21 protein-coding genes are annotated in these 24,850 nt (G+C 68.0%); 10 read left to right on the forward strand and 11 right to left on the reverse strand.

The genetic code is table 11. The features are described 5' to 3' along the window. Nucleotides 1-118: 118 nt before the first annotated feature. Nucleotides 119-1,474 carry a cytochrome P450 gene (locus FOH10_RS29895; RefSeq protein WP_143983185.1) on the forward strand — a complete coding sequence of 452 codons (1,356 nt, stop codon included), beginning with the start codon at nt 119-121 and terminating at the stop codon, nt 1,472-1,474. 63 nt (nt 1,475-1,537) lie between these two features. Here FOH10_RS29895 and FOH10_RS29900 read toward each other — a convergent pair whose 3' ends face one another. Both FOH10_RS29900 and FOH10_RS29905 read right to left on the reverse strand, forming a co-directional pair. Next, a complete protein-coding gene (locus tag FOH10_RS29900; protein ID WP_029932795.1) occupies nt 1,538-2,026 on the reverse strand; it encodes a glutathione peroxidase in 489 nt (162 codons plus the stop codon). Between the two features lie 46 nt (nt 2,027-2,072). Next, entirely contained in the window at nt 2,073-3,305 is a 1,233-nt protein-coding gene (locus FOH10_RS29905; protein WP_143983186.1) for a cytochrome P450, read from the reverse strand. Nucleotides 3,306-3,632: 327 nt separating this feature from the next. Here FOH10_RS29905 and FOH10_RS29910 point away from each other — a divergent pair, with 327 nt between their 5' ends. Together FOH10_RS29910 and FOH10_RS29915 are read left to right on the forward strand one after the other, a co-directional pair. After that, the gene (locus FOH10_RS29910; protein WP_143983187.1) at nt 3,633-5,276 is read left to right on the forward strand and encodes a GMC family oxidoreductase; all 1,644 of its coding nucleotides are present in this window, start codon (nt 3,633-3,635) and stop codon (nt 5,274-5,276) included. A gap of 126 nt (nt 5,277-5,402) precedes the next feature. Then, nucleotides 5,403-6,425, forward strand: a complete 1,023-nt coding sequence (locus tag FOH10_RS29915) for a TIGR03617 family F420-dependent LLM class oxidoreductase (RefSeq protein WP_143983188.1) — start codon at nt 5,403-5,405, stop codon at nt 6,423-6,425. On the opposite strand, the gene FOH10_RS29920 is transcribed toward FOH10_RS29915, so the two are convergent. Both FOH10_RS29920 and FOH10_RS29925 read right to left on the reverse strand, forming a co-directional pair. Next, on the reverse strand, nt 6,412-8,049 hold the full coding sequence (locus FOH10_RS29920) for a PKD domain-containing protein (protein WP_244962133.1): 1,638 nt from the start codon (nt 8,047-8,049) through the stop codon (nt 6,412-6,414). The two genes, FOH10_RS29915 and FOH10_RS29920, sit on opposite strands and share 14 nt — an antisense overlap. A 1,098-nt stretch (nt 8,050-9,147) precedes the next feature. After that, complete coding sequence (locus FOH10_RS29925) at nt 9,148-9,765, reverse strand: TetR/AcrR family transcriptional regulator (protein ID WP_143983190.1); 618 nt, start codon at nt 9,763-9,765, stop codon at nt 9,148-9,150. A 122-nt stretch (nt 9,766-9,887) separates the two neighbouring features. Between FOH10_RS29925 and FOH10_RS29930 the strand changes: the two genes are divergently transcribed. Both FOH10_RS29930 and FOH10_RS29935 read left to right on the forward strand, forming a co-directional pair. Continuing rightward, nucleotides 9,888-11,000, forward strand: a complete 1,113-nt coding sequence (locus tag FOH10_RS29930) for an Rv3169 family protein (protein ID WP_143983191.1) — start codon at nt 9,888-9,890, stop codon at nt 10,998-11,000. Between the two features lie 7 nt (nt 11,001-11,007). Next, nucleotides 11,008-12,030 (forward strand): phosphotransferase family protein, encoded by a 1,023-nt coding sequence (locus FOH10_RS29935; RefSeq protein WP_244961429.1) that lies wholly within the window; start codon nt 11,008-11,010, stop codon nt 12,028-12,030. Here FOH10_RS29935 and FOH10_RS29940 read toward each other — a convergent pair. Together FOH10_RS29940 and FOH10_RS29945 are read right to left on the reverse strand one after the other, a co-directional pair. After that, the gene (locus FOH10_RS29940) at nt 11,968-12,486 is read right to left on the reverse strand and encodes an anthrone oxygenase family protein (protein ID WP_143983192.1); all 519 of its coding nucleotides are present in this window, start codon (nt 12,484-12,486) and stop codon (nt 11,968-11,970) included. The two genes, FOH10_RS29935 and FOH10_RS29940, sit on opposite strands and share 63 nt — an antisense overlap. 15 nt (nt 12,487-12,501) lie before the next feature. Next, nucleotides 12,502-12,810 carry a nuclear transport factor 2 family protein gene (locus FOH10_RS29945; protein WP_244961430.1) on the reverse strand — a complete coding sequence of 103 codons (309 nt, stop codon included), beginning with the start codon at nt 12,808-12,810 and terminating at the stop codon, nt 12,502-12,504. A 161-nt stretch (nt 12,811-12,971) separates the two neighbouring features. Between FOH10_RS29945 and FOH10_RS29950 the strand changes: the two genes are divergently transcribed. After that, complete coding sequence (locus tag FOH10_RS29950) at nt 12,972-13,553, forward strand: TetR/AcrR family transcriptional regulator (RefSeq protein WP_143983193.1); 582 nt, start codon at nt 12,972-12,974, stop codon at nt 13,551-13,553. A 58-nt stretch (nt 13,554-13,611) separates the two neighbouring features. Here the strand turns inward: FOH10_RS29950 and FOH10_RS29955 are convergent, their stop codons facing one another. Continuing rightward, nucleotides 13,612-15,177 carry an MFS transporter gene (locus FOH10_RS29955; protein WP_143983194.1) on the reverse strand — a complete coding sequence of 522 codons (1,566 nt, stop codon included), beginning with the start codon at nt 15,175-15,177 and terminating at the stop codon, nt 13,612-13,614. A gap of 157 nt (nt 15,178-15,334) precedes the next feature. Between FOH10_RS29955 and FOH10_RS29960 the strand changes: the two genes are divergently transcribed. Beyond that, nucleotides 15,335-16,066, forward strand: coding sequence for a TetR/AcrR family transcriptional regulator C-terminal domain-containing protein (locus FOH10_RS29960; protein WP_143983195.1), 732 nt, complete (start codon nt 15,335-15,337; stop codon nt 16,064-16,066). A 66-nt stretch (nt 16,067-16,132) separates the two neighbouring features. On the opposite strand, the gene FOH10_RS29965 is transcribed toward FOH10_RS29960, so the two are convergent. Together FOH10_RS29965 and FOH10_RS29970 are read right to left on the reverse strand one after the other, a co-directional pair. Then, complete coding sequence (locus tag FOH10_RS29965) at nt 16,133-17,596, reverse strand: catalase (RefSeq protein ID WP_143983196.1); 1,464 nt, start codon at nt 17,594-17,596, stop codon at nt 16,133-16,135. 42 nt (nt 17,597-17,638) lie between these two features. After that, a complete protein-coding gene (locus FOH10_RS29970) occupies nt 17,639-18,058 on the reverse strand; it encodes a Fur family transcriptional regulator (RefSeq protein WP_029932806.1) in 420 nt (139 codons plus the stop codon). Nucleotides 18,059-18,498: 440 nt separating this feature from the next. Between FOH10_RS29970 and FOH10_RS29975 the strand changes: the two genes are divergently transcribed. Both FOH10_RS29975 and FOH10_RS29980 read left to right on the forward strand, forming a co-directional pair. After that, a complete protein-coding gene (locus tag FOH10_RS29975; RefSeq protein WP_143983197.1) occupies nt 18,499-19,740 on the forward strand; it encodes an APC family permease in 1,242 nt (413 codons plus the stop codon). Nucleotides 19,741-19,788: 48 nt separating this feature from the next. Further along, entirely contained in the window at nt 19,789-21,153 is a 1,365-nt protein-coding gene (locus FOH10_RS29980) for a serine hydrolase domain-containing protein (RefSeq protein ID WP_039808740.1), read from the forward strand. Nucleotides 21,154-21,163: 10 nt separating this feature from the next. Here the strand turns inward: FOH10_RS29980 and FOH10_RS29985 are convergent, their stop codons facing one another. Beyond that, on the reverse strand, nt 21,164-22,396 hold the full coding sequence (locus FOH10_RS29985; RefSeq protein WP_143983198.1) for a helix-turn-helix domain-containing protein: 1,233 nt from the start codon (nt 22,394-22,396) through the stop codon (nt 21,164-21,166). 659 nt (nt 22,397-23,055) lie between these two features. On the opposite strand from FOH10_RS29985, the gene FOH10_RS29990 reads away from it, so the two are divergent. Then, nucleotides 23,056-23,736, forward strand: a complete 681-nt coding sequence (locus tag FOH10_RS29990; protein WP_143984397.1) for a YoaK family protein — start codon at nt 23,056-23,058, stop codon at nt 23,734-23,736. A gap of 66 nt (nt 23,737-23,802) precedes the next feature. On the opposite strand, the gene FOH10_RS29995 is transcribed toward FOH10_RS29990, so the two are convergent. Next, on the reverse strand, nt 23,803-24,837 hold the full coding sequence (locus tag FOH10_RS29995; RefSeq protein WP_029932812.1) for an aspartate-semialdehyde dehydrogenase: 1,035 nt from the start codon (nt 24,835-24,837) through the stop codon (nt 23,803-23,805). Nucleotides 24,838-24,850 lie beyond the last annotated feature (13 nt).

Here is a 24,850-nt window from a genome sequence, read left to right on the forward strand (position 1 = left end):
ATCCCGCGCGGAAATCTTTCGAAATGACACCGAATTCGGTGGGATCCCTTGCCGCGCAACACCTTCCGTAGTACCGTCCAGACAGGTGTCCAACACCGGTACCGTTGGGAGGTTTCCGATGACCCTGGTGCGACCGCGACAGGTCTCCGGCGGCGAACACGAACACGGCCATCTCGAGGAGTTCCGCACCGATCCCATCGCCCTCATGCGCCGGGTGCGCACCGAATGCGGTGATATCGGCTCCTTCCGACTCGCCGACAAGGACGTGATCCTGCTGTCCGGCGCGCAGGCCAACGAGTTCTTCTTCCGTGCCTCGGACGACGAACTCGACCAGGCCGCCGCCTATCCGTTCATGAAGCCCATCTTCGGCGAGGGCGTGGTGTTCGACGCCCCGCCGGAGCGGCGCAAGGAGATGCTGCACAACTCGGCCCTGCGCGCCGAGCAGATGCGCGGACACGCCAGCACCATCGCCCGCGAGGTGGACCGCATGGTCGCGCGCTGGGACGACGAGGGCGAGATCGACCTGCTCGAGTTCTTCGCCGAGTTGACCATCTACACCTCCTCGGCGTGTCTGATCGGCGTGAAGTTCCGTGAGGAACTCGACGCCCGCTTCGCCCGGCTCTACCACGAGCTGGAGCAGGGTACCGACGCCTACTGCTATGTGGACCCCTACGCGCCCATCGACAGCTTCCGCCGCCGCGACGAGGCCCGCCACCAGCTGGTGAAACTGGTGCGCCACATCATGGCCGGGCGAATGGCGAATCCGCCGGAGGGCAAGGCGGACCGGGACATGCTCGACGTGCTGGTGTCGGTGCGCGACGAGCAGGGGCAGCCACGCTTCTCGGCCAGCGAGATCACCGGCATCTTCATTTCCATGATGTTCGCCGGGCACCACACCACCTCGGGCACGGCGGCGTGGACGATCATCGAACTGCTCCGCAATCCCGCGGTGCTCGACAGCGTGGTGACCGAGCTGGACACCCTCTACGCCGACGGCCAGGACGTGAGTTTCCATGCGCTGCGCCAGATTCCGCGCTTGGAGGCGGCACTGAAGGAGACGCTGCGGCTGCATCCGCCGCTCATCATCCTGATGCGGGTGGCCCGGGACGAATTCGAGGTGTGCGGCCATGGCATCGCAGCCGGTGACCTGGTGGCCGCGACACCCGCTGTCTCCAACCGCATTCCGGAGGACTTCCCGGAACCGGACCGCTTCGATCCGAACCGCTATCTCGACCCGAACCAGGAGGATCTGGCCAATCGCTGGACCTGGATCCCCTTCGGCGCGGGCCGTCACCGCTGCGTGGGCGCGGCGTTCGCGCTCATGCAGCTGAAGGCGATCTTCTCCATCCTCTTGCGGGACTGGGAATTCGAACTCGCACAACCCTCCGACAGCTACCGCAACGACCACTCCAAGATGGTGGTGCAGCTGGAACAGCCCTGCGCCGTGCGCTACCGCCGCCGACAGCGGCACTGAGCTGGACGCCGGGGCGGCGGGGGAACTCCCCCGCCGCCCCGGCGTGTTCGCATGTCGCGGATGTCAGAGCGCGGCCTCGATCGCGCCGGTGACGGCGGCGTCGGTCGGCTCGGTGCGCGGGCGAATACGGCTCAGCACCTTGCCGTCGCGCCCGATCAGGAACTTCTCGAAGTTCCACTGGATATCCCCGGCCGCGCCCTCGGCATCGGGGGTCTCGGTCAGCTCCGCGTACAGCGGGTGGCGGCCCTCGCCGTTGACCTCCACCTTCTCCAGCAGCGGGAAGTCCACGCCGTAGTTCGTGGCGCAGAAGGTCTGGATCTCCTCGGCGCTGCCGGGCTCCTGCCCCATGAACTGATTGCAGGGTGCGCCGACCACGGTGAAGCCGCGCGGACCGTAGGTCTGCTGCAACTCCACCAGGCCCGCGTACTGCGGGGTCAGGCCGCACTTGGAGGCCACGTTCACCAGCAGCACCACCTTGTCCCCGGCCAGTTCGGCCAGGGTGGTGGGTTCGTCGGACAGGGTGCGCAGCGGAATCTCGCGTAGGTCGGTCATGGGCCCGATCCTAGAACGAGTTCGTGACCGTTACCCGACGGCCGGACTACGCGTAGCGAACCGGCCAGTGCTTGATGCCGTTGATCCATCCGGACCGCAGCCGCTGCGGCGGCTCGACCTCGCTCAGATTCGGCATGGCGTCGGCGATGGCATTGAACATGAGATCGATTTCGAGCCGCGCCAGATTCGCGCCGACACAGAAATGCGTTCCGGTGCCGCCGAAGCCGACATGCGGATTGGGATCACGCAGCACATCGAATCGGAAGGGCTCGTCGAAGGCGTCCTCGTCGAAGTTGGCGGAGCTGTAGAACAATCCGACCCGATCGCCCGCCCGAATGCGCTGCCCGCCGATGTCGGTGTCGCGGGTGGCGGTGCGTTGGAAGGCGGTCACGGGCGTCGCCCAGCGCACGATCTCGTCGGGCGCGGTGCGCGGCCGCTGCTCCCGGTACAGCTCCCACTGATCGGGATTGTCGATGAAGGCTTTCATGCCGTGGGTGATGGCATTGCGCGTGGTCTCGTTGCCCGCCACGGCCAGCAGAATCACGAAGAATCCGAACTCGTCCGAACCCAGCGCCTCGCCGTCGACATCGGCGTTCACCAACTGGCTCACGATATCGTCGACCGGACAGGCCCGCCGCTGTTCGGCCATATTCCAGGCATAGCCCAGGATCTCGGCGGATGCGGCGTTGGAGTCGCCGCCGTACTCCGGATCGTCGTAGTTCAGCGTCTCATTGGTCCAGGTGAAGAGCTTGTGCCGGTCGTCCTGCGGTACGCCGAGCAATTCGGCGATGGCTTGCAGTGGGAGTTCGCAAGCGACCTGTTCGACGAAATCTCCGCCGCCGGTTTCCTTGGCGGCGGCCACGATTCGGTGAGCGCGCTCGGTGAGCGCGGCGCGCAATCCTTCCACGGCGCGCGGGGTGAATCCCTTGGAGATTATTCGTCTGATCTTGGTGTGTTTCGGCGGATCCATATTGACCAGCAGCGCGTTACGGGTCAGATCCAGCTGCTCGGGCGTGCTGTCGCCCGGTATGCGGATGATCGCGCCCTTCTCGTTCGAGGAGAACAGATCGGGGTGGCGGGAAATCTCCTTCACGTCTTCCAGGCGACTGATCACCCAGTAGCCGCCGTCCTCGAACGGGGCCGCCTGTTCGGGAGTCTGCGCATTCCACCAGACCGGTGCGGTGCGCCGGAGCGCGGCGAATTCTTCGACCGGACTTCGATCCGCCCAGAGTGCGGGATCGGTGAAATCGAATCCGGTCGGTATCGACGGAACAGTCATTGTTCCTCCTGCGGCCTGTCGGCGTCACGATGCGAAATTGGAACACGTTCTACAGCAGATTCAACCATGTGACCCCGTCGCGGACCAGGGGTCGCGGCCATCGATTTCACCGTCGGGCACGAGAGCTCATCCAGCTACCCGCCAGCACCGGCCATGAAACCCGTTCTTCGCCTGCCATATCCTGGAAATGCATCTCACTGAGTGAGATCCGCACGCACTGCCTGCGCGTGAGTTGATCTATGGATCTGGACAAGTCCCGCCGGGTGTGCTGAGACTAGAACTTGTTCTACAGTGATCAGAGGCACACTCGAGGATGAGGTAACGAACATGACCGCTTCTCCGCGCTCCGCGGACGCCGCAACCGAAGCCGATTACGTCGTCGTAGGCGCGGGCAGCGCCGGTGCGGTGGTCGCAGGCCGCCTCGCCGAGGCCGGGGCGAGCGTGATCCTGTTGGAGGCGGGGCGCAAGGACAACACCCGGCTGGTCACCAGCCCCGGCATGATCACCATGGTGCACACCGTGCCGCAGCTGAAGCAGCGCGTGGTGTGGAAGCAGTACTCGGTCCCGCAGAAGCACGCCAACGAGCGCAAGATCCCCATGACGCGCGGCAAGGTGCTCGGCGGCTCCAGCTCCGTGAACGGCATGCTCTTCGTGCGCGGCAACCGCGCCAACTACGACTCCTGGGCCGCCGAGGGCAACACCGGCTGGAGCTACGACGAGGTGCTGCCCGCCTACAAGCGGCTGGAGAACTGGGAGGAGGGCGCGTCCGACGTGCGCGGTGCGGGCGGCCCCATCGAGGTCACCCGGCAGCAGGACCTCACCCCGATCACCCAGGAGTTCATGATCGCCGCCTCCGAGACCCTCGGCGCGCCGATCATCGACGACTACAACGGAACATCGCAGGAAGGCATCTCCATCTTCCAGCAGAGCGTGCGAAACGGTCTGCGCTACAGCTCCTCCCGCGGCTTCATCACCGACCGGCCGAACACGAACCTGACCGTGGTCACGCACGCGCACGTCACCCGCGTGGTCATCGAGAACGGCCGCGCCACCGGTGTCGAGGTCGCCGACAAGAAGGGCGCGCGGCGGATCATCCGGGCCGCCAAGGAGGTCGTGGTCTCCGGCGGCGTGGTCGGCTCGCCGCAGATCCTCATGCTCTCCGGCATCGGCCCGGCCGGGCACCTGCGCGATCTGGGCATAAACGTGCACGCGGACCTGCCGGTCGGACAGAACCTGCACGACCACCTGTTCGTGCCCATGACCTACATCTCCAAGAAGGCCATCCACCGGGGCATCCCCACCTATTTCGCCCGCGGCATCCTGCGCGAGCTGCGGCGGCCCGGCAGTTCGTGGATGGGCCGCACGGTGTTCGAGGCGGTCGGCTTCGTCAAGACCAAATTCGCCGAGGGCGACTACCCGGATATGCAGATCCACACCCTGCCGTGGTCCTACCCGATCCCCAACCAGGACGAGGACAAACTGCACATGGTGGACCGGCGGCCGGGCCTGACCATCTTCCCCAGCCTCATCTACCCGAAGAGCCGGGGTGAACTGCGCTTGGCCTCGGCCGATCCGTACGCCTCCCCGCTCATCGACCCGGGCTACCTCACCGACTCCCGCGATACCGAATTCCTCGTCGAGGGCATCCGCATCATCCGGGAGATCATGGCGCACAAGGCCATCGCCGGAGACGTCATCGAGGAACTCGCCCCCGGCCCCGACCTCATGGACGAGAGCGCGCTGCGGGCGGAGCTGCCCAACCGCATCCACTCCATCTACCACCCGGTCGGCACCTGCCGCATGGGTGTGGACGAACGCGCGGTGGTGGACCCGACGCTGAAGGTGCGCGGCATCGAGGGCCTGCGCGTCGCCGACGCCTCCATCATGCCCAGCATCACCGGCGGCAACACCAACGCGCCCAGCTACATGATCGGCGAGAAGGCCGCGGAGTTCATCACCGCCGATATGTAGCACCGCGAGACTCGGTACCGCGCTGTTGTGCTTCCCTGCCGGAGCGGTACCACCCCACCCCTTCCGGGACCGGTTGCACCCTCTTCGGTCCCGGGAGGGGTGTGTGGGATCAGTGAGGAGATACGGGTGGGACTACCGATCGACGTGTGGCTGAACGGTTCCGCCCTGGAAGCGAGCACCCGGGCCGCGCAACTGCGGGCGCTCGGGGTGGACGGCGTCTTCACCTTCGAGGGGCCGAACGACGTGTTCTTCCCACTGGTGGCCGCGAGCCGGGTACCCGAACTCTCGCTCATGACCAATGTGGCGATGGCCTTCCCGCGCAGCCCCGTACACCTCGCGCACGCCGCCTACGATCTGCACCTGTTGTCCGACGGGCGATTCCGGCTCGGACTCGGCAGCCAGATCCGCACGCACATCGAGAAGCGCTACGGCAGCACGTGGTCGCGGCCGGTGGAACGGATGCGCGATACCGTGCTGGCGGTCAAGGCCATTCTGCGCTCCTGGCAGACCGGGGAGCGGCTCGACCACCGCGGACCGTTCTGGCGGCACACGCTCATGCCGCCGCAGTTCTCCCCCGGACCGAATCCGTGCGGGGTGCCGCCGGTGCTGGTCGGAGCGCTGGGACCGCGGATGACCGAGATGGCCGCGCAGGTGGCCGACGGGCTGCTCGTCATGCCGTTCAACAGCGCTCGGCACTACCGGGAGCGGACACTGCCCGCCGTGGCGGCCGGCCTCGACGGGTCCGAGCGCCCGTTCGAGATCATCGCCGAAGCCATCGTGGCCATGGGCACCACGGACGCGGAGATCGAGGTCGCGCGGCGGGCGGTGCGGAATCTGCTGGCGTTCTACGGTTCCACCCCGGCCTATCGACCGGTCCTCGCGGTGGAGGGGCGGGCCGGGTTGCAGCCCGAACTCAATGCACTGTCCAAACAGGGGCGCTGGCCGGAGATGGCCGCGCGCATCGACGACGACCTCGTCGACGCCATCGCCGTCAGCGGTACCCCCGCCGCGTGCGCGGCCACCATTCGAGAGCGGTTCGGGGACACCATCTCCCGGGTGTGCTGCTACTTCCCGGGCTATCCGGTCACCGATGCCGCCATCGCCGAACTGGCGGCCGCGCTGCGGGGCGGGGCCGTCAGCCGATCGTGATGGACGCGCCAGCCTCGTACAGGGTGCGGTTGCCCTCCACGTCGGTCACCACCAGCCGCGCCCGATGGGGTCCGCGGCCGGTGTAGGTGTGCGCGACCGTCGGCGCGGTGGTGGTGACGTGGATGCCGTCCCCGAAGTACCAGTCGTACTCGCGGACGGCGCTGCCCGCCGCCGTGGCGTCGAAATGCACCGTCTGCCCGACCGGCCCGGACTCGTGGGAGAGCGTGAAGCCCTCGCCCGTCGGCCCGCCCCCGCCGAACCACTCCCGCATCCGGGGATGCAACAGGAACGCCTCGGCGTATCGTCGCGCCCCGTCCACATCGGGCCGCCCCAGTACGGGGATCCGGCACTGCGGGGCCTCGTGATCGGTCTCGGGACAGGTCAAGGCCCGCAGCGTGACCGACTCGTCGCCGAAGGGATTCAGCGATAGTCGGCTCGTCGCGCCGGGTACGCCGTCGCGCGCCACCAGTCCGTCGGCGGCCACCGCGAAATCGACTCCGGCGGCGGCGTTCGCCTCGTGCGCGGCCTGCCCGAAGGCGGCCGCGGATAATCGCACGAACTCCGACCAGCGGGGCAGCCCGTCCGGCAGCAGCTCGGCATCGAAACCGTGGAAGTAGTTGGACACCAGCACTTTCGGCGCGCCCGGCAGGTCGTGCGCACGTTCCAGGGCGGCGCGCATGCCGCGGCCGCCGTAGCCGAGTTTGGCCCCGCTGTAGTAGGGCACGTCCGCGGCCGGATTCACCGGATCCGCGCCCTCCCCACCGCATTCGCGCCGCACGGCGCTCACCAGGTCGGCGCTGCCCGGGGTGACGCCGAGCGGAATGCCGAAGAAGGGGTCGAGGTCGTTGACGCAGCCGTTCACCAGCACCAGGTCCACCCGGTAGCCGCCCGCCTCCGCCTCCGAGGCGGCACGTTCCAACTGGCAGAACACATCCGGCAGGCGTTCGTCCAGCGGCACCGACTCCATGGCGACGGTGCCGTACACCTCGCGCGCGTAATGCTGTTCGAGACAACCCGCGTCGTCGTTGCCCGCGGGCACGGTCGGGGCGTCGAGAACCGCGCCGGACACCGAGTAGTCGTGCAGTTCCACGGCGCGGCCGGTCCGCGCGCCCAGGGTTTCGGCGGTCAGGTGGGCGAACTTGTGTTCCAGGTCGAGCACCTGCCCCCACATGACCGCGTCGCCGACCGAGACCACGTGCAGCGCATCGCATTCCCGCGCCGGGTACAGCGGCCACGGAGTGCCGAACTCGGTGACGGCGCCGCCGGGGAGATGGGCACGGGCATCCACCCGCAGCGGGCCGGAGGCCGGAACCTCGTGCCGGGCGATCTCGAAGGGAATGGTCAGCACCTCGCCGTCCACGCGCGCCGTACCGCTGCGCAGCAGCCGGTCGCCGGCGCGCATCCGCCACTCGATATCGGCCCGGAGTGGGATGCCGGGCGGGTACCAGACCGATGTGGTGCCCTGGAGCGGGCCGTCGCACAGGCCGCCCGGGGTGGCGCTGACATCGATGACCACGGGGTAGTCGGTGATCACCTCGGCCTGCGCCGGTACGGATCCGGCCGCGACGGCCAGGACCGGGACGGCAAGCGGCAGCACGGGGTGCCACCACCGCGATCGCCACACGTTCAACAGCTCCTCCTCGAGTGCGCATACGAAAGCGCATCGGCGGCATGTGAAATGCCGCCGATGCTGAAATAGGAAGTTCTCCGAGCGAATTCGCCGCGCACCATACCCAATCCGGTTGCGCCAGCGCGCTACCAACTCGCTACCAATCGACACACGCCGCGCAGAGAATGACGACACGCCGCGACCCGCCGATATCGGCGTTTTGCACGCCACGCCGACTCTGCGTGTCCCGATCGGATCTACCTGCATTTCTGCTACATATTTGCCATGAACGCGAGGAATCTGACGCTCGCCGCACTTGTCTTGACCGTGGCCTTCCAGGCGCGGAATCTCCCCAGCCCGCTATCCAACAGCTACACCACGCTGGCAGCTGGCGAGCGTTCACGCTGAGCACCGCGCCCGCAGCGCCGAAAACAACTGCCGGCCTGCGAGTTTCAGGTTGCAAGGTCTTGTTAAGGGCGTGCCAAGCCGGGCGCGACATCGTATGTCTCGACACCGGAACAGCCGGTGTCACCCGGAAAACCACCATCGAGGGTGGCAGCCGGGGCGCGACCCGTCCACGAGGGGTGTCGGGTCGTGCCCGGGCGACACGAACCACCACCGTCGAGCGGACCCGTCCACGAGGGGTGTCGGGTCCGGCGGCGGTGGCCGGAACACCGGTGGTCTCGCGTCCGGGAGCGCGGACCATCGGACGGGGGGACGCTCGAAGGGCTCGGCCGCGGGGAGGCGGCGGGCCGGACGGGCACGGCGGGAGCCCGACGGGCTCGAGCACGGGGAGGTGCCGAGCCCGGCGGATCCCGCGGGGGGGTAGCACCCGCTCAGATCGTCTCGGGGAGGAGCGATGGCGGCGGGTCGGGGTGGGGCCGCGGTACTCGACCACGAGGGGTGTCGGGTTTCGCGGGCGGAGGGTAGAGCCCGCCGGGCCGATCAGGTCCGGCGGGCTCTTTCGTGTATCACGATCCGGTCGCCATGCGATCTTGTTTCATGGATGGCCTGGCCGGCCTCCGGTGCCTGGAGGCATCATGGAAACAAGTGCGGCAAGCAGATTGGGAGCGATATGGAAACCGTGGTCGTCTTCATTCTGGCCACCCTGATCTATTGGTTCGGGTTGCTGCGCTGAGGCGTGCGCGCCACAACGACCAGCGCGTCCGCTATCTGCTCGCAGAACGCGTCCGCGCCCTCTTCGCCGTGCGTCAGCGCGCGAATCAGCGTCGCACCGCGCAGGAGTTCGAAGATCGCGTCCACATCGCATCCGGCTGACGCCTGCCCCGCGGCCGCCGCGCCCGTCAGCAGTTCCCGCAGCGCCCGCCGGGTCGGCTGCTCTCCGCGATCGAGAATCCGCCGGTAGCTCGCCCGGTCGTCGTGGTAGGCGGCGAGCAGACCGGGGATGGCCGAGCGGGCCGCCGGATGCGCCGCGGCGCCGTGGCACAGCCGCGTCCAGGCCAGCAGATCCGCCCGCAGGTCGCCCGTGGGCACCGGATGGTTGCCGGGGTCCAGCGCGAAGACCGCATCCTCGATGAGCGCGCGCCGACTCGGCCAGCGCCGGTAGATGGAGGTCGTCACCACCCCCGCCCGGCGCGCGACGGCCGCGATGGTCGTGGCCTCGTAGCCCTCGGTGACCAGCAGTTCCTGCGCCGCGGCCAGTACTTGGGCGTCCAGTTGCGGGTCTCGGGGCCGCCCCGGCCCGGTGCGGGTGCCTGCGGGTGCGGTCACGCGAACCCTCCCTCATGTCGAGTATTCGTCCGATTCAGCCTATCGGCGCGCCCGATTGAAATACGCTATGCCTCGTATTCTAATAGCGGGCTCGCACGCCGGGCCGCACGAGAGGCACTCCCATGCTGACTCCCCAGGACGAACTCCTCTGCCACCAGCTGCCCACCACCTTCGATCACGTCCTGCAGAGCGATCTGCGCTGGACCGAGCGAATCGTGCTGTACGGCTTCGACACCGGCGGCACCGCCACCGTCATGACCGGTATGGCGCGCTATCCCAACCGCAATGTCACCGACGCCTACGCCATGGTCACCCTGGACGGCGGCAAAACCCACGTGGTGCGCATGTCCCGCGAGATCGCCGGACGCTACGACGGTCTCGGCTCCTGGCAGGTCGGCCCCTACCGCTACGAGATCGGCGAACCGCTGCGCACGGTGCACGCCAGCCTCGACGACAATGAACACGGAGTGCGGTTGCACCTGGACTTCGATGCCGAATTCCCGGCCTACGAACAGGAACCCGCGTTCTTCCGGTCGCGCGGGCGAGTGCGTGAGGACGCACGGCGGTACTACCAGAACGGGCGCGTCTCCGGCTGGCTCGAGGTGGAGGGCGAACGCCTGGAACTGGATCCGGACACCTGGTGGTTCGGGCGCGACCACTCCTGGGGCACCCGACACGGCGGAGGCGGCGGCAGCCTGGCCGAGGGCGAGGGCATGCAGCCCCCCGAGGTCCCGGACGGCGTCCTGTACTTCATGGGCATCTTCGAATTCGCGGACGAACTGGTGCATTTCGCGCATCGCGAGACCGCGGACGGACAGCGGTGGCATTTCGAGGGCACCGTCGTCCCGCGTATCGACTCCGCGGCCGCGCCGATTCCGATCGTGTCGGTGGAGCACGATCTACGGTTCCGGGAAGACTTCCGAATCCTGCGCGAGGGCACCTTCCGCGCCCACGGCGCGGACGGGCGAACCCGAGAATTCGCGGTCACCGCGCTGAAGGACTTCTGGCCCGGCCTGGCCGGGTACGACAACTACCGCGGTTACGCCTCCGGGCTCTGGCGCGGGCCGTACTACAGCGACGGCTTCACCGTCGACCTGTCCGATACCGACGAGCTGCGCCGGGTGAGCATGCTGAGTGAGACCTTCTGCCGGGTCGAGCACGGCGGCGAGGTCGGACACGGCCTGGTGGAAATGGTCTGCATGGGTCGCCATGCCCGCTACGGATTCGCGGGATAGGAGAATCGTGTCGACCGCACGCCTGCCCGGGGAGCGGTTACCGGCCGCCCTGGAACCCATTCTGCGACAGCGCCTGCCGGTGAGCGCGACCGCACGCATCCGCGACTGGGCACCCAGTCCGCGCGGATTCGCCACCGAGACCTACCTGTTCGAGGTGGTCGATGAGAATCGGTGCATCCCCTTGGTTTTCCGACGTCCGCCGGAGCTGTCGCTGTTCCCGGATTACGACCTGCTGCGCCAGGTGCTTGTCATGGAGCGCCTGGCCGACACCGTCCTGCCCGTCGCCACCGTTCGGTGGCTGGACCGCTCGGACACCGCCCTGGGCAGCCCGTATTTCGTCATGGACCGTCTCGACGGGGAAGCGCCCGGCGACTATCCGTCGTATCACGTGGCGGGCAACTACTATGCCGCGAGTCCGGAGAACCGGGCGCGGATGTGGTGGGGCTGCGTGGACACCATCGCGGCGATACACCGATTGGACTGGCGGGCACTAGGTCTGGACTTCCTGGCCATGCCCCGATTCGGGTCCGGACCGGTGGACCAGCTCGTCAACTACCTCGACGCCGCCCTCGCCTGGGCCACCGGCGACCCACCCGCCACCTACCGCCGGGCCGTCGACTGGCTGCGCGCCCACCGCTACGACCCCGAACACGTGGTGCTGTGCTGGGGCGACGCCCGCATGTCGAACATCCTCTACGACAAGGACTATCGCGTGACCGGCGTCCTCGACTGGGAGACCGCCCACCTCGGCGACCACGAATACGATCTGGCCTGGCTGCTGTTCCTGGACTGGGCCAGCAGCGTCTTCGAGGGCCACACCCCCCTGCCCGGCACCCCCACCCGCGCGGAGACCATCACCCACTACGAAGCCGCCACCGGCATGCCGGTCCGAAACCTCCACTACAACGAGATCCTCGCCGCCGTCCTGCTCTCGATTCCGCTGCTGCGCATGGCCGACCGCGTCCGACTACCCCCGGACACGGACATCACCGGCTTCTGCACCGCGCGCATCGAGGAGCTGCTGCCCTGACCGGTGCGGCCACAGTGCGAGCACGATCATCAACACGAAGGCCGCGATCGCCGTACCGGTGCGCAGGCCGTGGAAGAAGTCCCAGCGCGACAGGATCGCCGCGTAATCAGCGGGTGCACCGTCGGTCACCCACGCGTTGATCTTGTGATTGATGGGGACGTTGCCCAGCCGGGTAATGGCGAAGGAGGCCACGACCAGCACCGCCGCCGCCCCGGCCAGCACCCGGCTTCGGCCCCGGGCCGCCATGGCGAGAGCGGTACAGCTCAGTGCCGCCGTCGCCATGGTGAGCTGCATGCTGATGCTGTTGGCCCGCATGAGCTCGGTGTGGAACTCGAGCCGCAGCTGCAGCGGGACGCGATGGAAGGTGGGCGCGATATTCGCCAGTCCATAGCCGAAGGCACCGGCGAGCAACCCGGTGGCGAGCAGGGATGCGGCACGGAGGATATGGATACGCATGAGAGTTCCCGGTGATCAAGCGGCGGTGCCGGTGCGGGTGAGCTGGTGGGCGCGGCGCATGCGGCCGTCCGGGGTGAACTCCCCGAAGAAGTGCACGTCGGTGGTGATCTCGTCACCGTTGCGCCGTCGCGCGTGGATCGTCATGCGGGCGGCGATGCGGCCGCCGTCGGCCATGGCCTCGTGGACGTCGAAGCGATACTCGGCCAGCGTCTTTCGTATGGGGCGCAGGTGGGCGATCAGGCGGTCGCGGTCGATGCGCAGACCGTCGGCCACCTGCACGATATCCCGGGCTGTGGAAGCGGTCGACGACCTCCGCCGGGTCACCGTCGCTCATCGCCGCGTCGGTGAAGGAGGTGAAGAAATCCCTGATGAACTGCGCGGGATCGGATGGCGAGTCGATGTTCATGGCTCTCCTGCCATAGAATTCTGACAACGCTGTAAAGGTTAGAGCGCGGCCGAAACTTTGACAAGGGTGTAAGAATTCCATGAGTCCGGGACCACGCCGACGCGCCGATGCGGAACGCAGCCGCACGGCGATTCTCGACGCCGCCACCCGGCTGCTCGCCGAGCGGCCCGATGCGGGACTGGCCGCGGTAGCCGCGGCGGCGGGCGTCACCCGCCAAACCATCTACGCGCACTTCTCCTCGCGGGAGGAACTGCTCACGGCCGTGGTCGAACGGACCACCGCCGCGACGGTCGCCGCCATGGCTGCCGCCGACCTCGACAGCGGCAGCGCCGTCGACGCGCTGTTGCGCATTCTCGACGTGGGCTGGCGCGCCTTCGAGGCGCATCCGACGCTGCAACTCATCGCCCCCACCGCACCCGAGGAGAGCCGGGAACTCCACGATCCCGTCCTCGACCACCTGCTGCCGCTGCTCCGTCGCGGTCAGCGGCAGGGCGAATTCGACAGCGCCGCAACGCCGGAATGGCTCGCCGCGGCCATTGTCGCGGTGAGCCACGCGGCCGGGGCAGAGGTCACGGCCGGGCGAATGGACCAGCCCGCGGCGGAGCGGGCCCTGCGCCGCAGCGTGCTGCGGCTGGTCGGCGGAGAACGAGAGGGTCGATGACAGCGCTCCGCCCCGGCGAAGCCGCCGGGGCGCAAGCGTATTCGGTTGGCGTTCGGCGCTACCCGGAGGTCACCAGATCGTCGTCTCCGCCGCCCGGCGCATCCTCCTGTTCGGATGTTTCGACCGGTCCTCCCTCTCCCCCAGCTGCTTTCGCACCCCGCATCAGGAAGAAGGCGATGACCGTCGCGGCCAGGACGCTGGCCGCGCCGCCCAGGAAGGTGGCCGACATGGCGGTGGTGAAGGCGTCCTTGGCGGCCGTGATCAGCATGCCGTCGCCGCTGGTCAGGGCCGGGGCGATGCTTTCACGGGCGGCGGCCGGGGCCGTGGCGGGCATCTCCTCGGTGTAGGTGCCGGCCAACACCGCGCCCAGCACCGCCACGCCCAGCGCGCCGCCGGTCTGCTGGATGGTGTCGTTGAGCGCGGAGCCGACACCGGCCCGTTCCGGCGGGATCGCGCTCATCAGCGCGCCGATGGCGGCAGGCATGGCCAGACCGGCACCCGCGCCGACCAAGGTCATGGCCAGGGCGGGCTTCCAGAATCCGGAATCGGTGGTGAGCAGCGACAGCATGACGAAACCGCCTGCCAGCACCGCCATTCCGACCAACATCACCGGGCGCACACCGGCCTTCTGCACCAGACCCGCGCCGATACCGTTGAACACCAGCGCCGTCAGGGCGAACGGAGTGAAGGCGAGCGCGGTGCGCATCGGCGAGTAGTCCAGCACGAACTGCAGGTACTGCGTGAGCACCAGCAGCAGGCCGCCATTGGCGAAGGTGACGAGCACCAGCGAGAAGCTGGAGCCGGTGAACACCCGGTTGCGGAACAGCTGCAACGGCACCATCGGGTACTCCGCCCGCAGTTCCCGGACCACGAACGCGGCCAGACCGGCCACCGCGATCAGTAGTGCGCCCCAGGTGCCGTCGAACCCCGCGGTCGGCCATTCGATGATCGTCCACACCAGCGCGGTGGTGCCGACGATCGACAGCGCCATGCCCGACAGGTCCGGCTTCGTCCACGGCCCCTTCGACTCCGGCATGAGCAGCAGGGCCGCGGCGATGGCGACGATCGCGATCGGCACGTTCAGCACGAACACCGAACCCCACCAGAAGTGCTCTAGCAGCACACCGCCCACGATCGGGCCGCCGACCATGCCGACCATGGCCACGGCACTCCAGGACGCGATGGCCTTGGGCCGCTCCTGCTCGTCGAACACCGTGATCAGGATGGACAGCGTGCTCGGCATGATGAGCGCACCGCCGACGCCCATCAGCACCCGGCCCGCGATCAGCAACTGCGGGGTGTCGGCATAGGCGGCCAGCATCGAGGCCACGCCGAAGACCACCAGGCCCACCACCATGACGAGCCGCCGTCCGAACCGGTCCGAGAGGCTGCCCGAGGTGAGCAGCAGTCCGGCGAACACCAGGATGTAGGCGTCGATGATCCACTGGATGTCCTGGGACGTCGCGCCGAGTTCGGTGGAGATCTGCGGGATGGCGACGTTCAGCACCATATTGTCGATCACCAGCACCAGGGAACTCAGGCAGAGCACCACCAGAATCCACCAGCGCTTCGGATTACGTTGTGGCGCTTCGGTGCTCACCGCCGCGCCTGCGATATCACTCATGTCGAATCCCTCTTCGATCCAGTTCGCCGTACACTGTTCGGCATCTGCGAACACTGTACGGTCACCCGAACAGTGTTCGCAAGCGAGAACATTGTTCGGTGCGTCGAACAGCGTTCTAACAGCGGTTATGCTGGCCGCGGACAGAAGAGGAGAGGCCATGACAGCGAAGGCTGAGCAGTTTGCGACGGTATGGACGCGTCCCCAGCGCACGCGGCGCGACACCCCGGCACTGAACCGGGAACAGATCGTCGCGGAGGCCATCGCACTGCTGGACAGCGAGGGCCTGGAGGCGCTCAGCATGCGGAAACTCGGCACCCGGCTCAATGCCGGAGCCACCTCGCTCTACACCCATGTGGCGAACAAGGAGGAACTGCTCGAACTCGTCGTGGACGAGGTATTCGGCGAGATACGTCTACCCGAGCGGCTGGCGGCGGAGAACTGGCGCACCGACCTGATGGAGTTCGGCCGGAGCATGCGCGCCACCATGCTGCGGCACGTGTGGATGCCCGCCGTGCTGAGTACCGCCGGGCTGGTCTATCTCGGCCCGAATGTGATGCGAATGACCGACGGCATGCTCGGGATTCTCGAGGTGGCCGGATTCGACGCGACCACCTCCGACCGCGCCACCAACGCCATCTTCGCGTACCTGATCGGGGCCACCACCACCGAGACCGCCATGATCACCACGGTCACCCGCAGCGGCCTCGGCGAACAGGAGTGGATGGAGCAGATCATGACCGCCTCGCAGCGAATGAGCGAACCGTACCCGCGCCTGCACCGCAGCTACGCCCGACACCGCGAGCTGGATTCGGCGCGCAGCCGCGACGAATTCTTCGACACCGAACTCGAACTGCTCATCGACGGGCTGGAGGCGCGCCGCGCACGGTGACCGGGGCCACGCGGCGGACACACGACTGCCCCCGGCCGAAAGAGCCGGAGGCAGCGCGGATTTCACTCAGTGGCCGTTGAGCCCGGCGCGCACGCCCTCCTCGATGCGCTTGCCGAGATCGCTGTCCACGTTCTTCCAGTACTCGAACACCCGGCTCAGCACCGGCTCCCGCACACCGCCCAGCACGTGCCCGACCACATTGGCCACCAGGCGATCTCGCGCGGCGTCGTCGAGCACCTCGCGGACCAGCGTGCCCGCCTGGGTGAAGTCGCCGTCCTCGGCGTGCTGGACGTAACCCGCGCGCACCATGGTCGGATCGAAGTTCCACAGGCCCTCGTCACCGGCCCGCTCCGGATCGGCGTGCGGGCCGCCGAACGAATTCGGCGCGTACACCGGCACATCCGCCGGGTTGTAGTCGTAGCGCATCGGGCCCTCCTTGGAGTAGGAGTTCACCTCGGCGGCCTTGGCCCGGTTGGGCGGCAGCTGCGCGTAGTTGGCGCCGATGCGGTAGCGGTGCGCGTCGGCGTAGGCGAAGACGCGGCCCAGCAGCATCTTGTCCGGCGAGAAGCCGATGCCCGGAACGACATTCGACGGTTCGAAGGCGGACTGCTCGATCTCGACATGGAAGTTGCCCGGATTGCGGTTGAGCGTCCACTTGCCGACCTCGATGAGCGGGTAGTCCTTTTGCGACCACACCTTGGTCAGGTCGAACGGGTTGAAGCGGTAGCCCTCGGCCTCGTCGACCGGCATGACCTGGACCTTCACCGTCCAGCTCGGGAACTCGCCGCGCTCGATGGCGTCCCACAGGTCGCGGCGGTGGAAGTCGGCGTCCTCCCCCGCGATGCGGTCGGCCTCGGCCTGGGTCAGGAATTCGATGCCCTGGTCGGTCTTGAAGTGGTACTTCACCCAGAAGCGCTCACCCTGGGCGTTGACCCACTGGTAGGTGTGCGAACCGAAACCGTCCATGTGGCGGTAGGTCTTCGGAATGCCGCGGTCGCCCATCAGCCAGGTCACCTGGTGCGCGGTCTCGGGGCGCAGGGTCCAGAAGTCCCACTGCATGTTGTGGTCGCGAAGTCCGCTGCCCGGCAGGCGCTTCTGCGAGCGGATGAAGTCGGGGAACTTGATCGGATCCTTGATGAAGAAGATCGGCGTGTTGTTGCCGACGATGTCGTAGTTGCCGTCCTCGGTGTAGAACTTCACCGCGAAACCGCGCGGATCGCGCCAGGTGTCGGGGCTGCCCTGCTCACCGGCGACGGTGGAGAACCGCACCAGCGACTCGGTGCGCGCACCCGGCTGGAACAGCTTGGCCTTGGTGTATCGGCTGACGTCACCGGTGACCACCAGTTCACCGAACGCGCCCGCGCCCTTGGCATGCACGATCCGCTCCGGCACCCGCTCGCGGTTGAACTGGGCCAGCTTCTCGATCAGATAGTGGTCGTGCAGCAGGATCGGGCCCTGCGTGCCGGCGGTGAGCGATTCGTTGTCGCTGACGACCGGGATACCGGTATTGGTGGTGGTCGGCTTGGTCATTCGACGTCTCCTCGGCTGTACTGCCTCGGGCTGCGAGGCATCTTACGGACGACAGGCCGGGCACAGCCCCCAGAAGACGACCTCGGCCTCATCGATCGAGAAGCCGTGGGTCCGGGCTGGTTCCAAACAGGGGGCCGCGCCCACGGCACAGTCGACATCCACGACCGTGCCGCAACTCCTGCACACCAGATGGTGGTGGTTGTCCCCGGTGCGGGCCTCGTACAGCGCCGATGAACCCGCCGGTTCGATCCGCCGCAGCAGCCCGGCTCCCACACAGGCCCTGAGCACGTCGTACACAGCCTGCGTGGACACCGACCCGAGCCGTTCCCGCACCGTGGCGGCCACGGAGTCCGCATCCGAATGCGGCGCCGCGACCACCGCGTCCAACACCGCGACCCGCGGGGCGGTAACCCGCAGGCCGACTTCGCGCAATCGCTCCCGCGCGTCGTACCCGGTGTGCATGAACCCAGTCTCCCTCTAATCTGGAATAAGTCAAGAAAATTTTCTGGAATCACTCCAGAAAAATGATCTACGCAGGTAGACGTTGCCTCAGCCTAGATACGCCGACACGCCGAGCGGTCCACAAGGCCCCGCCGGGGTCGCGCGAATCACATCCCCGGCCCCGGAATACATCCCGCACCCCCGCCGTTGTGAACCACTGTCGGCGTCCGGACAGCCCCGGGCCGCACCCTTCGTCGCTTCGAGCGACCACTCGCCGAGAGGCGCTTGTGGGACGTCGACACCCTTCGCAGCGATGCTGCGAGAGCCGCGCCGCCAGGAATCCCCCCGACTGGCGGCGCTTCGCTTTTCCGAGGAACCCTTTTCCGAAGAACCCTTTGCCGAGTGCCCGGTGCCGTGCGGGTCGGGTCGCGCGTAGGGGCCCGGGCGGCGACGATGTGGGCATGGCGACTCAGGACGATGCACTGCATCGGCGGCTCGGGTTGAGCGATTCGGTGGTGATCGGGCTCGGATCGATGGTGGGGGCGGGGATCTTCGCGGCGCTCGCCCCGGCGGCCGCGGCGGCGGGGTCGTGGCTGCTGCTCGCACTCGGGGTGGCGGGGGTGGTCGCGTACTGCAACGCCACGTCGTCGGCGCGGCTGGCGGCGCTGTATCCGGTGTCGGGCGGCACGTATGTGTACGGCCGGGAGCGGTTGGGACCGTTCTGGGGATATCTGGCCGGGTGGGGATTCGTGGTCGGCAAGACGGCGTCCTGTGCGGCCATGGCGCTGACGGTCGGGGCCTACGCGTGGCCGGAGCACGCGCGGGTGGTGGCCGTGGCGGCCGTGGCCGTGATCACCGCGATCAACTATGTGGGCGTGCAGAAGTCGGCGCTGGCGACCCGGCTCATCGTGGCGGCGGTACTGGTGGTGCTGGCCACCGTGGTCGCGGTGTGCCTGTTCGGCGAGCACGGCGGAGCGGCCCGGGCGGACGGCGAGATCGGGGTGCGCGGCGTGCTCGAGGCCGCGGGTCTGCTGTTCTTCGCCTTCGCGGGATACGCGCGCATCGCCACCCTCGGTGAGGAGGTGCGGGATCCGCGGCGCACCATTCCGCGCGCCATCGGCATCGCGCTCGGGCTGGCACTCGCGGTGTACGCGCTCGTCGCGGTGGCGGTGCTGCTGGTGCTCGGGTCGAAAGGACTGGCGGCCTACGCCGATCCGCTGGCGCGCGCCGTCGACGCGGCGGGCGTGCCGGCGCTCGCCCCGGTGGTGCGGGTGGGCGCGGTGGTCGCGGCGGCCGGTTCGCTGCTCGCGCTGGTGCTCGGCGTCTCCCGGACCACCCTGGCCATGGCCCGCGACCGGCAGCTGCCGGGGGTGCTGGCGGCGGTGCATCCGCGCTACGGGGTGCCGCACCGGGCCGAGCTGGCCGTCGGCGCGGTGGTGGCGGTGGTGGCGGTGAGCTTCGACATCCGGGCCGCCATCGGGTTCTCCTCGTTCGCGGTCCTGGTCTACTACCTGATCGCCAATGTCTCGGCCGCCACCCTCACGGCCGCGGAAAACCGTCCGCCCCGGGCGGTTCCGGTGGTGGGCGCGATCGGCTGCGTGGTGGTCGGGCTGTCGCTGCCGACGAGTTCGGTGCTCACCGGCGCGGCCGTGCTGGCGGCGGGCGCGGGGGTGTACGCGATTCGCCGATTCGCCCGGCGGTGACCGGTATTTCTACCGCTGCCCAGGGGGCTTGACAGATAGCCTGTGCACATGGTGCGCAGGGGGCTCGCAACGGTCACGGCACTCCTACTGACGGCGGGATCGCTGGTCGGCGGCACCGTGCGGGCGGAAGCCGACCCCGGCCCGCGGGCGAGCACGACGTGCGCCACGCCGTCGGGACGCGAATTCGAGCGCGCCCGACCGGAATCCACCGGCCTGGACTCCGCCCTGCTCGCCGACGCCCTCGCCTTCGCCGCCACCCGCAATCGGCTCAACGTACAGGTCTTCCGGCACAACTGCCTGATCGGCGAGGGCCCCACCAACGCACAGACCGGCAACACCCCCTGGAACGTCTGGAGCATCACCAAGAGCGTGGTCGCACTGCTCGCCGGAATCGCCTGGGATCGGGGCAGACTCGATATCGGTGCGCCCATCGACCGCTACCTGCCGCCCGGACTCGGCAGCGCGAAGCACCGCTCGCTCACGGTGGAGCACCTGCTCACCGAATCCTCCGGGCTGCGCATCGGCGTTATCACCGAGGGGTTCAGCGGCGTCATCCCGATCGACCCCAACAGCGCGGTGCAGGCGCTCGGCGTCCCGTTCGATTACGAGCCGGGCACCCGGTTCGTCTACAGCCAGCGCAATGTCGACCTGCTGGCCTACGTGATCGAACGTGCGGTCGGCGAACCATTGCAGCGCTTCGCCCAGCGGGAATTCTTCGATCCGCTCGGCATTCCGCCGACCGACTACTACTGGGCGCGCGACCGTTCCGGAAACACCTACGGATACGCGCATCTCATGATTCCGCCGAACGATCTGGCCCGCATCGGCATGCTGGTGGCCGCGGGCGGCGACTGGGGCGGGCGGCGCATCGTGTCGGAAGCGTACCTGCGACAGGCGATCACACCGTCGGCGACCAGTTCCTGTTACGGCTATCTGTTCTGGCTCGGTCCGGGTTGCGCGGAGAATCCGGAATTCCTCCCGGATGACGTGTATTCCATGTCCGGACTCGGACTACAGCATGTGTACATCGTGCCCAGCCTGGATCTCATGGTGGTGTGGACCGGCGTCTTCGGCACCCATACCGACCGCGGGGTCACCGGAATTCTGCAATACGGCATGGAGGTGCCGCACGAATTCTTCCGACGGCTGCTGCGGGCATTCCGGGACAGCCCGATACCCGACCCGGGCCGCTACGTCGAGCCGCCCCTGCGCTTGGACCCGCGCCGGTACTTCGACGGCGATATCGCGCTCGCCGTCCTCGGTCTCGGACCGGCCGCCTATCCGGGCTGCAATGTGCTGTCCTGCTTGGACATTCCGCTCGCGCCGCCCTTCGCCGACGCACCGCCGGGGTGCCTGATCGTGGCATGCCTCGGCCCCGACCCTCGCACTCCTGGCATCCGAGCCGGTAACTAGGAGCCGGTGACTAGGGTGTCACCGCGGCGCGCCCGGCCAACTCCCGCAATTCCTCCGACGGGCGGCGGCCCGCGAACTGCAGCAGATCGCGCATCACCTCCCGAGCCCGATGATGGGTGTGTACGAGCTCCGGCGTCAGCCGTTCGGCCGTCAGCAGGGCTTCCAGCGCCTGATGCGCCTGCCGCCGCTGCGCGTGCGCCCGCGCCACATCCACCAGGAAGCGCGCCTGTCGTTCCGGGGTGAGCGTGGAAGCGTTCACGGCCCGCGCGATATCGAGGGCCTCACCGGCGTCACCGAGTTCGACGGCCACCGCCACCGCGTGCACGGCGACACTGGTCGGCCCGAATTCGGTGTCGAAGTCGTTGCGGTCGTCTCCGATGCGCAGGGCGGCACCGCGTGCGGCGGCGAGCCCGGCCCGCGACTGTGCGCGGTTGCCCTCCGTCGCCGCGATCACCGCCAGCATGAGCTGGAGAGATCCGTAGAGCGACAGGACTTCCGGCGTGCTCCGCCGATCGTCGTCCACCAACGGTTCCAGTGCCGCCACGCAGGTCCGCGCGGCCTGCTCGGCTTGTTCGAACCGTTGTAGCCGCAGGAATGCCTGTGCCATGCGGTAGGTTCCGGCCACCACGCTGAGCGCGTCGCCCGAGCGTTCGGCCGCGGCCAGCGCTCGATCGGCCGCCACCCACGCGGCGTCGACCTCTTCCTGCCGGGTGAATGCCGTTGCCGCCGCCTGATAGGCGCGCGACAGCAGGCCCAGCACCTCCCGCCGCGTCGCCGCGACGCGTGCCGCCTGTTCCAGATCCGGAATGAGCTCCAGCAGGCTGCTGCCCACTTCGACGAGCCGTGACTCGTGTGCCAGCTGCCAGGCCAGATCGACGCGTTCGGCCAGCTGCGGCACCTCGACCGGCTCGCGACCGGTCTCGTCGTCGAACAGCCGATCCAGCGCCGGATGGCCGGTGAGCATGAGTCGCAACTGCTCGAAGACCGCTGAACCCACGCGTTCGCCGCCCGCACGGTCGGTCGACATCGGTTCGGCCGCTTCCGGCCGCAGATCTCGGACCGCGACTCCGAGAACATCGGCGAGCCGTTGCAGTACCGACAGTCTCTCGACCGGCAGTACATCCCGCTCTACCTGCGACACCCAGCTTTCCGACCGCCTGATGGCGGCGCCAAGCTCCTTCTGCGATAGCCCTCTACGCCGGCGCAACTCCGCTACCCGTGCCCCAAGGGTACTTTCGGCCACCGGGTCAAACTCCTTCTACCTGATGGGCTTTGCCGGCGATCACCGCCAGAGGATCGATGTGTGCGCCCGGCAGATCCCGCAGCGCCTTCGTAACGAATCCATGCTCACTCCTTCCGATCGGATCTGCCGACAAGGATTGCAGACCGGGCGAGCTTACGGCGCACAGTATGGAACATGGATTTTTCTTATTGCACCGCAATTTTTCTGTGTTTACCGTCATGGGTGGGAGCTGTCGATCGACACGAACGATACGGACGTCAAGAGGTGACCATGCCCGGCGAACTGTGGTTCTTCCTACTCGGAGTCGGAATCGGTGGTGCCGCAATGTGGTTCGCGGCCTGCGCGGTGACGACAACCAGATATTCCAGCTTCGGCGAGGGACCGACGGTACAGAACATCACCGCCCGCCTGGAGCGCGAGGGAATCCTCTCGGCGCGCACCACGAAAGGAAACTCTCCGGCACATCGGGCATCGTCAAGATGACTGAATTCTCCGATTCCCCCTGCGCAGCGAATCGTGGATCGATTGATAGCAACTGGCTAGCAATACAGCCCGGCGACAGCTGATTCTCAGGATGCATCGGTAAGACTGGTAGCGCTCACATCCCCCCGGAAGGAGCTCTACCTGTGCCGGAAACGGAAAGCAGCCCCTACGCGGGCATGTTCGACGCTGAAGCACGGCTGTCCTGGGTGCTCGCCGCCATGGCCGGTGTCATCGGCGCGGCGGCACTTCTGCACACCGAGGGCTACTTCGTCACCTTCATGACCGGCAACTCCGAGCGCGCCATCGTGAACTGGTTCGACGGGCGCAGCTCCATGGCCCTGGCCGCCATCCTGCTCATCGTCAGTTTCGTGGCCGGAGTATTCGTGGCGTCCTGGTGTCGGCGGCACTTCTGGACCCAGCATCCGCACGGGCCGACGCTGCTCACCACGATGAGCCTCGCCGTCGCCACGGTCATCGACTACTTCACGGAGACACCCGCCGGAGCTCCGGACATCGAGTTGGTGCCGATCCTGTTCGTGGCCTTCGGCACCGGGGCGCTGAACACCTCGTTCGTGAAGAACGGGGAGGTGTCGGTGCCGATCACCTACTTCACCGGAGCCCTGGTGAAGATGGGCCAGGGGCTCGAACGCCACCTCGCGGGCGCGGCCACCGCCGCCGCCTGGCTGGGCCACTTCCTGATCTGGTCGTCATTCCTGCTCGGCGGGCTCATCGGCGGACTCATGAACATGATCACCGACGGCCTCGGGCTGCTGCTGCTGGCGACCATCGTCTGCCTGATCACCACCGTCTACACCTACCTGCACCTGGACCGGCACGGCCCGCTGGCGACGGAGTGAGAAACGAGATCGCCCCCGATCCCAACGGGATCGGGGGCGATCGGTCTCGTGCGGTGAGCCGCCGCGTCAGCGGTTCTCGAGCAGCACCTCGGCGATCTGAATCGTGTTGAGCGCCGCGCCCTTGCGCAGGTTGTCACCCGAGATGAACAGGGCCAGACCGCGGCCGTCGGGGACGCCCGGATCCTGGCGGATGCGGCCGACCAGGGATTCGTCGATACCGGCCGCCTGCAGCGGGGTGGGGACGTCCACCAGCTTGACGCCCGGGGCATTCTCCAGCAGCTTGGTGGCGCGCTCGACCGAGAGCGGTTGCGCGAACTCGGCATTGATGGACAGCGAGTGGCCGGTGAAGACCGGGACACGCACACAGGTGCCGCTCACCGCGAGCTCCGGCAGGCCCAGGATCTTGCGGGACTCGTTGCGCAGCTTCTGGTCCTCGTCGGTCTCGCCGGAATCGTCGTCGACCAGCGCACCCGCCAGCGGGATCACGTCGAAGGCGATGGGCGCGACGTACTTGTTCGGCGCGGGGAACTCCACGGCGGAACCGTCGTGGGTCAGCTTCTCGGCGTCGTCGATGACCGCGCGCACCTGCGAGGCCAGCTCCTCCACACCGGCCAGGCCGGAGCCCGACACCGCCTGGTAGCTGGACACGATGAGGCGCTGGAGTCCGGCCTCGTCGTGCAGCACCTTCAGCACCGGCATGGCGGCCATGGTGGTGCAGTTGGGGTTGGCGATGATGCCCTTGGGCAGGTTCCGGGTCTGCTCCGGGTTCACCTCGGAGACAACCAGCGGCACCTCGGGATCCTTGCGCCAGGCCGAGGAGTTGTCGATGACCGTGACACCGGCCGCCGCGAAGCGCGGGGCCTGCACCCGGGACATGGTGGCACCGGCCGAGAACAGCGCGATGTCCAGCCCGGTCGGGTCCGCCGTCTCGGCGTCCTCGATCACGATCTCCTTACCGCGCCACGGCAGCGTCTTGCCCGCCGACCGCGACGACGCGAAGAAACGCACCTCGTCGGCCGGGAAATCGCGCTCTTCCAGCAGCTTCCGCATGACGGCGCCGACCTGCCCGGTCGCGCCGACCACACCTACGCGTACACCCATGGCTCAGTGTCCT

It is taken from the genome of Nocardia otitidiscaviarum (genome assembly GCF_007362295.1).
Taxonomy (GTDB): domain Bacteria; phylum Actinomycetota; class Actinomycetes; order Mycobacteriales; family Mycobacteriaceae; genus Nocardia; species Nocardia otitidiscaviarum.

What these genes read in the sequence shown, in the direction of transcription:
- FOH10_RS29900 (WP_029932795.1), bottom strand. Translation starts at nt 2,026, where the DNA reads ATGACCGACCTACGCGAGATTCCGCTGCGCACCCTGTCCGACGAACCC.
- FOH10_RS29950 (WP_143983193.1), top strand. Translation starts at nt 12,972, where the DNA reads ATGAGTCCGGGACCACGCCGACGCGCCGATGCGGAACGCAGCCGCACG.
- FOH10_RS29910 (WP_143983187.1), top strand. Translation starts at nt 3,633, where the DNA reads ATGACCGCTTCTCCGCGCTCCGCGGACGCCGCAACCGAAGCCGATTAC.
- FOH10_RS29975 (WP_143983197.1), top strand. Translation starts at nt 18,499, where the DNA reads ATGGCGACTCAGGACGATGCACTGCATCGGCGGCTCGGGTTGAGCGAT.
- FOH10_RS29940 (WP_143983192.1), bottom strand. Translation starts at nt 12,486, where the DNA reads ATGCGTATCCATATCCTCCGTGCCGCATCCCTGCTCGCCACCGGGTTG.
- FOH10_RS29895 (WP_143983185.1), top strand. Translation starts at nt 119, where the DNA reads ATGACCCTGGTGCGACCGCGACAGGTCTCCGGCGGCGAACACGAACAC.
- FOH10_RS29970 (WP_029932806.1), bottom strand. Translation starts at nt 18,058, where the DNA reads ATGCACACCGGGTACGACGCGCGGGAGCGATTGCGCGAAGTCGGCCTG.
- FOH10_RS29990 (WP_143984397.1), top strand. Translation starts at nt 23,056, where the DNA reads ATGTTCGACGCTGAAGCACGGCTGTCCTGGGTGCTCGCCGCCATGGCC.
- FOH10_RS29930 (WP_143983191.1), top strand. Translation starts at nt 9,888, where the DNA reads ATGCTGACTCCCCAGGACGAACTCCTCTGCCACCAGCTGCCCACCACC.
- FOH10_RS29955 (WP_143983194.1), bottom strand. Translation starts at nt 15,177, where the DNA reads ATGAGTGATATCGCAGGCGCGGCGGTGAGCACCGAAGCGCCACAACGT.
- FOH10_RS29980 (WP_039808740.1), top strand. Translation starts at nt 19,789, where the DNA reads ATGGTGCGCAGGGGGCTCGCAACGGTCACGGCACTCCTACTGACGGCG.
- FOH10_RS29965 (WP_143983196.1), bottom strand. Translation starts at nt 17,596, where the DNA reads ATGACCAAGCCGACCACCACCAATACCGGTATCCCGGTCGTCAGCGAC.
- FOH10_RS29960 (WP_143983195.1), top strand. Translation starts at nt 15,335, where the DNA reads ATGACAGCGAAGGCTGAGCAGTTTGCGACGGTATGGACGCGTCCCCAG.
- FOH10_RS29995 (WP_029932812.1), bottom strand. Translation starts at nt 24,837, where the DNA reads ATGGGTGTACGCGTAGGTGTGGTCGGCGCGACCGGGCAGGTCGGCGCC.
- FOH10_RS29905 (WP_143983186.1), bottom strand. Translation starts at nt 3,305, where the DNA reads ATGACTGTTCCGTCGATACCGACCGGATTCGATTTCACCGATCCCGCA.